Here is an 8,418-nt window from a genome sequence, read left to right on the forward strand (position 1 = left end):
GCGGGCGGCGCGTTCGGCCAGGGTTTCGGCCGGCTCTCAGCCGGCGACGCCGACCGGCGTGCGCGCCGCCGCCGGCACCCCGGCGGGCACGGCCCCCGCCCGCCGCGCGGCGATCACCGGCCGGGTCCTGCCCCAGCGCACCAGCGTGGAGCCCAGCGACATCCCGCCGCCGAAGGCGCAGAGCAACACCAGGTCGCCCTCCTCCAGTTGGCCGCGCCGGTGCACCGTGTCCAGGGCCACCGGCACCGAGGCGGCGCCGGTGTTGCCCTGGGACTCGACGGTCAGCTGGAGCGTCGCGTTGTCCAGCCGCAGCGCCGGCCACACCTCGCGCAGCATCACCCCGTTCGCCTGGTGCGGGACGAAGTGGCGCACCTCCTCGGGGCGCACCCCGGCCCGCGCCAGCAGCCGGCCGACGGCGCCCGGCAGGTTCTCGGCGACGAACTCCCGCACGCCACGGCCGTCCATCCGGAAGTGGTGCGCGCCCTCGGCGACGGTCCGCGCGCTGGCCGGCAGCCGGCTGCCGCCGGCGGCGACGCCGATCAGCCGGTGCTGGTCGCCCCGGCTGACCAGGCTGGTGGCGAGGATGCCGCCGAGGTCGCTGCCCTCGCGGCTGCGGCCGAGCACCACGGCGCCGGCGCCGTCCCCGAAGAGCGCGGCGGTCCGCCGGTCGGAGTGGTCGATGATCCGCGAGTAGATGTCGGCGCCGACCACCAGCGCGTAGCCGGGCTCCGCACCGGCCCCGGCGTCCAGCGCGTCCACCAGCCGGTGGGCGACGGTGAGCGCGTAGACGAAGCCGCTGCACACCGCGTTCACGTCGAAGGCGGCGGCGTTGACCGCGCCGATCAGGTGCTGCACCAGGTTGGCGGTGGCCGGCTGCGGGTGGTCGGGCGTCGAGGTGGCCACCACCAGGTAGCGCACCTGGTCGGGCCGCACCCCGGCCTGGGCCAGGGCCCGTTCGGCGGCCGCCGCCGCGAGGTCGGACGTCGCCTGGTGGTCGGGGGCGCGGCGGCGCTCCCTGATGCCGGTCTTGCGGGTGATCCACTCGTCGGTGACGCCGGCGCCCCGGCCGACCTCCTCGTTGGTCACCACCTCGCTGGGCAGGTACGAGCCGGTGCCGAGGATTCCTGTGGCGTTCATGCGTTCTCCAGTTGGGCGGGCGCGGGCGCCGGCGCGTGGTCGCTCGGGAGGCGTCGCCAACCGAGCCTGCTGGCATGGGAGTCGAGGACGGGATCGGCGCCGACCACCACGGGGTCGCCGACGGCGGTCAGCAGGTCGAGGTCGCTGGCGTGGTCGCCGTAGGCGGTGCAGGCGGCCAGGTCGGCGCCGCGCACGGTGGCGGCGTGGTGCGCGACCCGGGCCTTGGTGGCGCCGATGACGGGGACCAGCACCTCGCCGGTGAGGGTGCCGCAGCGCACCACGGGGCGGGTGCCGATGGCCCAGGTCGCGCCGACGGCCTCGGCGACGGGGTCGAGGCAGGCGGAGAACGATCCGGAGACGAGCACCACGGGTTCGCCGGCCGCGACATGGCCGGCGAGCGCGCGCCGGGTGGCGCTGACCCAGAACCCGCCGCGTTCGCACTCCGCCGCGAACCAGTCGCGTCCGGCCGCCGCGAGCCGCCGGGCGTCCTCGCCGGCGTAGAGCCGGTAGTAGGCGCGGTTGATCTCCTGGCGCGGCACCCCGCCGGCGGCGTCCGCCCGGAACCCGGTCATCAACCGCTCGTAGGTGGCGGCGGGTTCGCCGCGCCGGGCGAGGTAGAACTCCAGGAAGCGGAACATGCTCTTGACGCGGATCAGGGTCTCGTCCACGTCGCAGAAGGCCACGGGGGCGGTCATGCCGCACCACCCCGACCGCCGCGCGCGGCCCGGTCCTCGGGCACCCGGGAGAGGGTGACGTCCACCGCGCAGATGGCGGTGCCGCGCTGCCTGGCCTCGACGCGGACGGGCAGCCGTTCGGGCACGACCTCGCCGTCAGCGGGCCCGGGCGCCCCGAGGTCCGGCAGGTCCTCGGCGTCGTCGTCGAGCACCCCGGCCTGGGTGTACCAGGGGCCGCGCGGCGTCGTCCCGGCCTGCGTGGGGCGGCCGACGGTGGCGTGCAGGGTGGTCTCCTCCTCCAGTTCGCCGAACCGCTCGAAGCGGGCGAGGACCTCGGTCGGGTACGCCTTGGTCACCGCGAGGCCGTGCGTCTCCTGGCCGGCGTACAGGGCGAGTTGGCGCGCGCCCTCGACGATGACCATGCCGGGCAGGTGGTCCTGCGGGTGGTCGAACATGCTGGGGTGGCCGACCGGGACGCGCAGCCCGGCCGTGATCCCCGTTCCGGTGGCGGCGGGGTCGAGCAGCACCGCGTTCTCCGGCGCCGACCGGCCCGCGAGGTGCGCGGGGGCGCAGCCGGCCGGGACGATCCCCGGGTAGCTGGCCGAGGAGGGCAGCGGGCGTCCGTCGCGGTTGCCGAGCCTGAGGGTGAGGTAGTCGGTCGGCGTCCTGAAGCGCAGCCCGACCTCCGCCTCGCCGACGACCTCGCCGCCCACGGTCAGCTCGGCCGTGTGGTCGAGGCCCGTCGTCCGCCCGTCCCTCTCCCTGCGGTTGGTCACCCGCACCCGCAGCGCCAGGGGCAGCGGCGCGGTGCCGACCGCCAGGAGCCAGGGTCTGGTCAGCCGCAGCCCGAGGTGGGTGAGGATGAACTTGTCGCTCTCCGCCGCCCCGAAGAAGCGGTGGGCGCCCGCGAGGGTGGCCTGCCGGCAGGCTTCGAGCACCAGCAGCGGGTCGAAGTGGGCCGGGCGCAGCAGGTGGTCGCCGTAGTAGGCGTGGGAGCGCGGCAGTTGGGCGGCGGCCGCGTAGCTCGTCTCGTCGATGTGCCGCAGGTCGGTGAGGAAGACCTCGCTCAGCGCGTCCCGGTGGACCAGGAGCCGGTCCACGGTGCGGGTGTAGTCCAGGCGGCCGTGGTCGAACGCCGGCCTGGCGGGCGTGGCGCGCCGTGGCTCCGAGGTGCGGGTGGACGATGTCGGGCCCATGACACTGGCCTTTCGTGTGTGGTCGGTGCTGATGTCGCGGGTCGGTCGGGCCGCTCGGAACGCTCCGAGCGGTTCCGCCGCCCGACGGACGGGTGTCGGGCAGGCGGGATTTCGGGCAGCGGTGAGCGGTGGTGCGCCGAGTGGCGCGGACGCACGTGGGGACGTGCGGGGACGGGTCGCAGGGCGCACGCGCCGGCGGTCGGGGGGCGACGGTGCCCCCCTCAGACGCGGCGCATGAGACGCCCGGGGTCAGCCGGGTGTCGGCCCTGACGGGCGAGAACGCGGGAACTCACAAGGTCGGTCATCGAGGCGCCCCCCCCTGGTCGCAGATACCGATGAACCCTATGATCTCGAAGAACCATAAGATGTATGATGGTTGGGCGTCAAACCACAGTGACCACAGGGGAGTTAAGGATGCGTAAGGTTTCTGACCCGACCTCGGGACCGCCCCCGGAACCGACCCCGGGCGCCGCCGCCAAGGGGCGCGGAACGGACGGGTACGACGTCCTGGTCGTGGGCGGCGGGCCGGTCGGGCTGCTCGCCGGCTGCGAACTCCTGCGCCGGGGCGTGCGGGTGCGGATCGTGGACCGCGCCCCCGAGCCCTCGCCGTTCCCCAAGGCGCTGCTCGTCTGGCCGCGCACCCTCGACCTCTTCGAGGACCTCGGCTCCCTCGACGCGCTCAACGAGGCGGGCCTGGCGATCAACGCGTTCAGCTACTACGCCGACCGCGAGCACCTGGCGACCTTCCCGTTCGGCCCCGGCCTGAGCCCGCTGTGCCTGCCGCAGAACGAGACCGAGCGGGTGCTCACCGAGACCCTGCACCGCCTCGGCGGCTCCGTCGAACGCGGCGTGCGGCTGCTCAACTTCGACGGCCTCGACTTCTCCGGCCGGGTCGCCGCCACGGACGGCGTCACCGCGATCCTCGAACACGCCGACGGGCGGATCGAGCGCACCAGGGCCCCGTTCGTGCTCGGCGCCGACGGCGCGGGGAGCACGGTGCGCGGGCTGATCGGCGCCGGCTTCGGGGGCAGCACCTACGAGACGGCGTTCGCGCTGGTGGACGCGCACATCGAGGGCACACTCCCGGCCGACCGGGCGCTGTACTACCAGTCGGCCGCCGGCGCCCTGGTGATCGTGCCGCTGCCGCACGGCGTCTACCGCTTCTTCAGCAGCCTTCCGGTGGGCGAGCGGGTGAGCGTCGAGAGGATGCGGCGGATCGTCGCCAAGCGCGGCCCCTCGGGCGTGGACATCGCCGAGCCGGTCTGGGAGAGCGTCTTCCGCGTCCACGCCCGGCACACCGAGGACTACCAGCTGGGCCGGGTCTTCCTCGCCGGGGACGCCGCGCACATCCACAGCCCGGCCGGCGGGCAGGGCCTCAACACCGGCCTCCAGGACGCCCACAACCTGGCCTGGCGGCTGGCCGCCGTGATCCGGGGCGAGGCGCCGCCCGAACTCCTCGACGCCTACGGCCCCGAGCGCGCCGCCGTCGCCCGGCAGGTGGTCAGGGACACCGACATCCAGACCAGGGCCTGGCTGGTCAAGCGCCGCTCCGAGGCCACGGTCCGCAACGTCGCCTTCCAACTCGCCGAGCGCACCGGCGCGATGTCCCGCTTCTACGCGCCGGTCCTGGCGGGCCGGCGCATCGCCTATCCCCCGGTGCGCGCCACCCAGCGGCCCTCGGACCGGGGCGCGGCCTGCCGGCTGCTGTCCCGGCTGCCCGGCCGGCTGCGGGTCGGGGCGGTGCTGCCCAGGGAGCTGGCCGGCTCGCTCGGGCTGACCGGCCCCGCCGCCGACCCGGGCAGGTGGAACCTGGTGGCCGTGCACCGCGCCGGGGTGCCGGAGTGGGCCAACGTCCTGGCCGGGGCGGCCGCAGGACGGCCCCAACTGCGGCATGTCGCCGTGGGGTTGGGGCGGGCCAAGCCACACACCGGCTGCGACCGGCAGGGCTACTACCTCGTCCGCCCCGACGGCCATGTCGCCGCCCACGGCCACACCGGCGACCTGGACCGGCTGCGCGCCGAGCTGCGCGCGGTGTTCGGCGCGCCGACGGCCGAACGGGCGGGTGAGCCGTCAGCCGCGCCCGGCGCCCGGCCGCTCCCCCGCGACGGAAGGGCGGCGGCGCCCGCCCGGAGCGCGGAGGTTCACGGCACCTCGGCCACGTGACCCTCGCCGTCACGGGTCACCACCAGCGGAGGCGGCTCCGCCCGCCCGCAGTCGTGCAGGCGGTCCACCGCCACCACATGGAAGCGGTCGGCGTCCTCGGCGATCGTCGGGTCCAGCGCCAGATGCCCGTTCAACGCGCGATGACGAATCCACTCGCGCGTGTACTGGTCGTCGGGGACGCCGTCGGCGAGCCGCACCCGCAGCTCCAGGTGCGTCTCGCCGTCGCCCCTCACCACCGCGACCTGCGCGCCGACCACCTCGGCGGTCTCCAGGGCGAGTTCGACCAGCTCCCGCGCCCAGACCCGGCCGCCCTGGAACCGCAGCGCGGGACCGATCGCGTCCAACACCCGCACCGCCGTGCCGGGGCGGTCGCAGGGACAGTCGACGACCGCGCCCCGGTCGCCGATGACATAGCGGATCAGCGGCGGCGCCTCGTCGGCGCCCACCGTGGTGATCAGCAGCCGCCCCTCGTCGATCTCGGCGTACTGGTGCGGCAGCAGGTGGAACACGGCCTCGGCGCAGCGCGGCCCACGGTGGCCGACCAGCCACGCCTCGGCCGAGCCGTACAGCTGCCAGACCGCCACGTCGGGCAGCAGCTCGCCGATCTCGTCGAGCGGGGTCCGGTCGTGGAACGCGCCGCCGATCAGCAACTTCCGCAGCCAGGGCAGCTGGTGGCCGGCCGCGCGGTGGCGCAGCAGCCGTCTCAGCAGATGGGGCGGCGCGGCCAGCGCGTTGGCGCCGTAGTCGGCGCAGAACGAGAGCCACCGGTCGAACTCGTCCTCGGGCAGGTCGCCGACCGGCAGCAGCGACGCCCCCGCGTGGGTGGCGAACCGGTTGTAGAAGGAGTGGGTGGCCCATTCCCGGCCGGCGGGAAAGAAGTTGGCGAGCACGTCGCCCGGGCGCAGCGCCCGCCACACCTGGTGCACCTCCTCCACGAAGAGGCCGCCGGGCAGCAGGCTCATGCTGGGCCGCGAGAGGGTGCCGCCTCCCGCGTAGACGACGGAGCCCTCGCCGGGGCCCTTGCCGCGTAAGAGTTCGTCGGTCGCGGCCACCAACTCGTTCCGCGTCAACACGGGAAGGGTGGCCAACGTCAGCGGCTGTCTCGGGCCGTCACGGGTGCTCAGGTATTTGTCGCGAAGCGAGGGGATCTGGCTTACCCGGCTGAGTAACAGCTGGAGGTGGCTGGGCGACAACTCCCTCGCGCCAGCGCGAAGTGGTCGCTGTAGGGACGACATCTGCGAGACCTCCACCACGGACGAATGTCATCGGCCCGAACCGACGCTCATAGATATGAAGAACATACTCCTCCGGCATAAGATTTCTGTTTCCTCTGGTGCTATCCCGTGCACAACACGCGCAGGGCGCGGCGCGCGTCACACATCTCGCCCACGTCGCCCAAAGCGCGTTCACCCGCCGGCGATTCACTGTGCTTTCGCACATCCGGAATCGGGGATTTCTCTTCGGGGCGAATCCCGGGACCCCGCCGAAAGCGCCCGGCCGCACCGGACGGCACCGCGCCGCGCCGGGGAGCGGCCGGCCGACCACGCGTCAGCCGACCGGCTCGCCCGAGGACTCCGGCGCGCCCTCGGCGCGCGCCCCACCGCCCTGCGTGAGCGCGAGCGAACAGCGGTTCAGATAGCCGACGAGGTCGTGGGTCTCGGCCGGCGTGAACGCCTCCGTCAGCCGCCGCTCGATCTCGGCCACCGCGTGGTCGGCCCGCTCGAACAACGCCCGCCCGGCGAAGGTGAGTCGGCACTCCAGGATGTGCTGGTGCAAGGGATGCCGGGTGCGCTCCACCAGGCCGCGCCCCTCCAGCGTGGAGAGCACCGACGACATCGTCTGCGGGGTGACCATGCACCGGCGGGCGAGCGCGGCCCCGGACAGACCGGCCTCCTGCGACAGCGCCAACAGCACGTGGTACTGCGGCACATTCACCTTGAAGGGACGCAACGCGGAGTGCTTTGCCGACGCCAACTCCTGCTCGGCCCGTTTGATGTGGTGACCGATACGCTCGTGCACGGATAGGGGCATACCAACCACGCTAAGTAGACAATCTCCCGTGAGCAAGGCCGCGTTCCGGACCCCCCCGGGCCTCGGGTTGTCCGATGAACGTCGAAGCACCGGGCAGAAGTTCCCGACCGGTTTACCTGGGCGCACCGACGAGCGGACGCGGGGCCCGGCGCGCCCCCTCCGGCGGCCGTTCGGGGTGGTGTCGGGAATTCCGTTTCATGTCGTCGTGTCCGCCTCAGCGCTCGACGCCGTGTTCTGTGGCTTGATGGAACGCGAGGCCCCGGCGGGACCGGCCACCGACACCACCGAAGCAGCGAGAGAGAGGACGGCGCGATGAGCCAGGACGACCGACAGGTGGGCAAGACCGATCGGGAACGCGAGGCACTGATCGCCCGGATCGATCAGTCCGTGCCGCACTCCGCCCGGGTGTGGAACTACATGATCGGCGGCCAGGACTGGTACGAGGTGGACAAGGAGCTGGTGGACCGGCTGCTCACCGAGCATCCGGAGGCGGCCGGACTGGCCGTCGCCTCCCGGGAGTTCCTCGCGCGGGCGGTGCGTTACCTCGTGCAGGAGGCCGGCATCGACCAGTTCCTCGACATCGGCACCGGGCTGCCCACCGCCGACAACACCCACCAGGTCGCCCAGCGCTACGACCCCGAGGCCCGCATCGTCTATGTGGACAACGACCCCCTCGTCCTGCTGCACGCCAGGGCGCTGCTGACCTCCACGCCCGAGGGCGCCACCGACTACGCGGAGGGCGACGTCCGCGACGTGGACACGGTGCTCGCCGAGGCCGGCCGCACCCTGGACCTCGACCGGCCGGTGGGGCTGATGCTGCTGTCGATGCTCGGCCACATCCGGCCCGAGCCGGCGGCCGAGCTGGTGCGGACCTATATGGACCGGCTGGCCAGCGGCAGCTACCTGGCGACGTGCGACAGCATCGACGACCCGGTGATGATCCGGCTCAACGAGACCTACGCCGCCTCGGGCGCCGTTCCCTACTATCCGCGCAGCGAGGCCCAACTGGCCGCCACGGCCGAGGGCCTGGAGCTGGTCGAGCCGGGCCTGGTCCCGATCGCGCGCTGGCGCCCCACGACGAGCGCCGAGCCGCCAACCGACCAGCTCTTCCAGTGGGGCCTGGTCGCCCGCAAGCCCTGAGCCGGCCTCGGCCCCGGGCCGTCGCCCGGGCGCGCCGGCCGCCCCGCCCGGCGAGCCGCCCCGCCCCCGCCCGGCGA

The 8,418-nt window shown here is 74.0% G+C and carries 7 protein-coding genes; 2 read left to right on the forward strand and 5 right to left on the reverse strand.

The window, feature by feature from the left end; all coding sequences use genetic code 11:
* Positions 1–36 precede the first annotated feature (36 nt).
* From EBN88_RS26560 to EBN88_RS26570, 3 genes are read right to left on the reverse strand one after another with little or no spacing between them, the layout of a single operon-like run.
* Positions 37–1,137, reverse strand: a complete 1,101-nt coding sequence (locus EBN88_RS26560) for a 3-oxoacyl-ACP synthase III family protein (RefSeq protein ID WP_122399587.1) — start codon at positions 1,135–1,137, stop codon at positions 37–39.
* A complete protein-coding gene (locus tag EBN88_RS26565) occupies positions 1,134–1,832 on the reverse strand; it encodes an HAD family hydrolase (protein ID WP_122399588.1) in 699 nt (232 codons plus the stop codon). Before EBN88_RS26565 ends, EBN88_RS26560 begins: the two co-directional genes overlap by 4 nt.
* Positions 1,829–3,007, reverse strand: a complete 1,179-nt coding sequence (locus EBN88_RS26570) for an AfsA-related hotdog domain-containing protein (protein ID WP_122399589.1) — start codon at positions 3,005–3,007, stop codon at positions 1,829–1,831. Before EBN88_RS26570 ends, EBN88_RS26565 begins: the two co-directional genes overlap by 4 nt.
* Positions 3,008–3,421: 414 nt before the next feature.
* On the opposite strand from EBN88_RS26570, the gene EBN88_RS26575 reads away from it, so the two are divergent.
* Positions 3,422–5,170 (forward strand): FAD-dependent monooxygenase, encoded by a 1,749-nt coding sequence (locus tag EBN88_RS26575; RefSeq protein WP_122399590.1) that lies wholly within the window; start codon positions 3,422–3,424, stop codon positions 5,168–5,170.
* Here the strand turns inward: EBN88_RS26575 and EBN88_RS26580 are convergent.
* Together EBN88_RS26580 and EBN88_RS26585 are read right to left on the reverse strand one after the other, a co-directional pair.
* Positions 5,149–6,240, reverse strand: a complete 1,092-nt coding sequence (locus EBN88_RS26580; protein ID WP_233580992.1) for an AMP-binding protein — start codon at positions 6,238–6,240, stop codon at positions 5,149–5,151. The genes EBN88_RS26575 and EBN88_RS26580 overlap by 22 nt on opposite strands.
* 478 nt (positions 6,241–6,718) lie before the next feature.
* The gene (locus EBN88_RS26585) at positions 6,719–7,189 is read right to left on the reverse strand and encodes a MarR family winged helix-turn-helix transcriptional regulator (protein WP_233580994.1); all 471 of its coding nucleotides are present in this window, start codon (positions 7,187–7,189) and stop codon (positions 6,719–6,721) included.
* A gap of 324 nt (positions 7,190–7,513) precedes the next feature.
* Between EBN88_RS26585 and EBN88_RS26590 the strand changes: the two genes are divergently transcribed.
* The gene (locus EBN88_RS26590) at positions 7,514–8,341 is read left to right on the forward strand and encodes an SAM-dependent methyltransferase (RefSeq protein WP_122399593.1); all 828 of its coding nucleotides are present in this window, start codon (positions 7,514–7,516) and stop codon (positions 8,339–8,341) included.
* The last annotated feature ends 77 nt before the right edge of the window (positions 8,342–8,418 follow it).

The organism is Streptomyces triticirhizae (genome assembly GCF_003696235.1).
Taxonomy (GTDB): domain Bacteria; phylum Actinomycetota; class Actinomycetes; order Streptomycetales; family Streptomycetaceae; genus Streptomyces; species Streptomyces triticirhizae.

Excerpts from the sequence above, each read along its gene's own strand:
- EBN88_RS26575 (WP_122399590.1), top strand. The coding sequence starts at position 3,422 with ATGCGTAAGGTTTCTGACCCGACCTCGGGACCGCCCCCGGAACCGACC.
- EBN88_RS26570 (WP_122399589.1), bottom strand. The coding sequence starts at position 3,007 with ATGGGCCCGACATCGTCCACCCGCACCTCGGAGCCACGGCGCGCCACG.
- EBN88_RS26565 (WP_122399588.1), bottom strand. The coding sequence starts at position 1,832 with ATGACCGCCCCCGTGGCCTTCTGCGACGTGGACGAGACCCTGATCCGC.
- EBN88_RS26590 (WP_122399593.1), top strand. The coding sequence starts at position 7,514 with ATGAGCCAGGACGACCGACAGGTGGGCAAGACCGATCGGGAACGCGAG.
- EBN88_RS26560 (WP_122399587.1), bottom strand. The coding sequence starts at position 1,137 with ATGAACGCCACAGGAATCCTCGGCACCGGCTCGTACCTGCCCAGCGAG.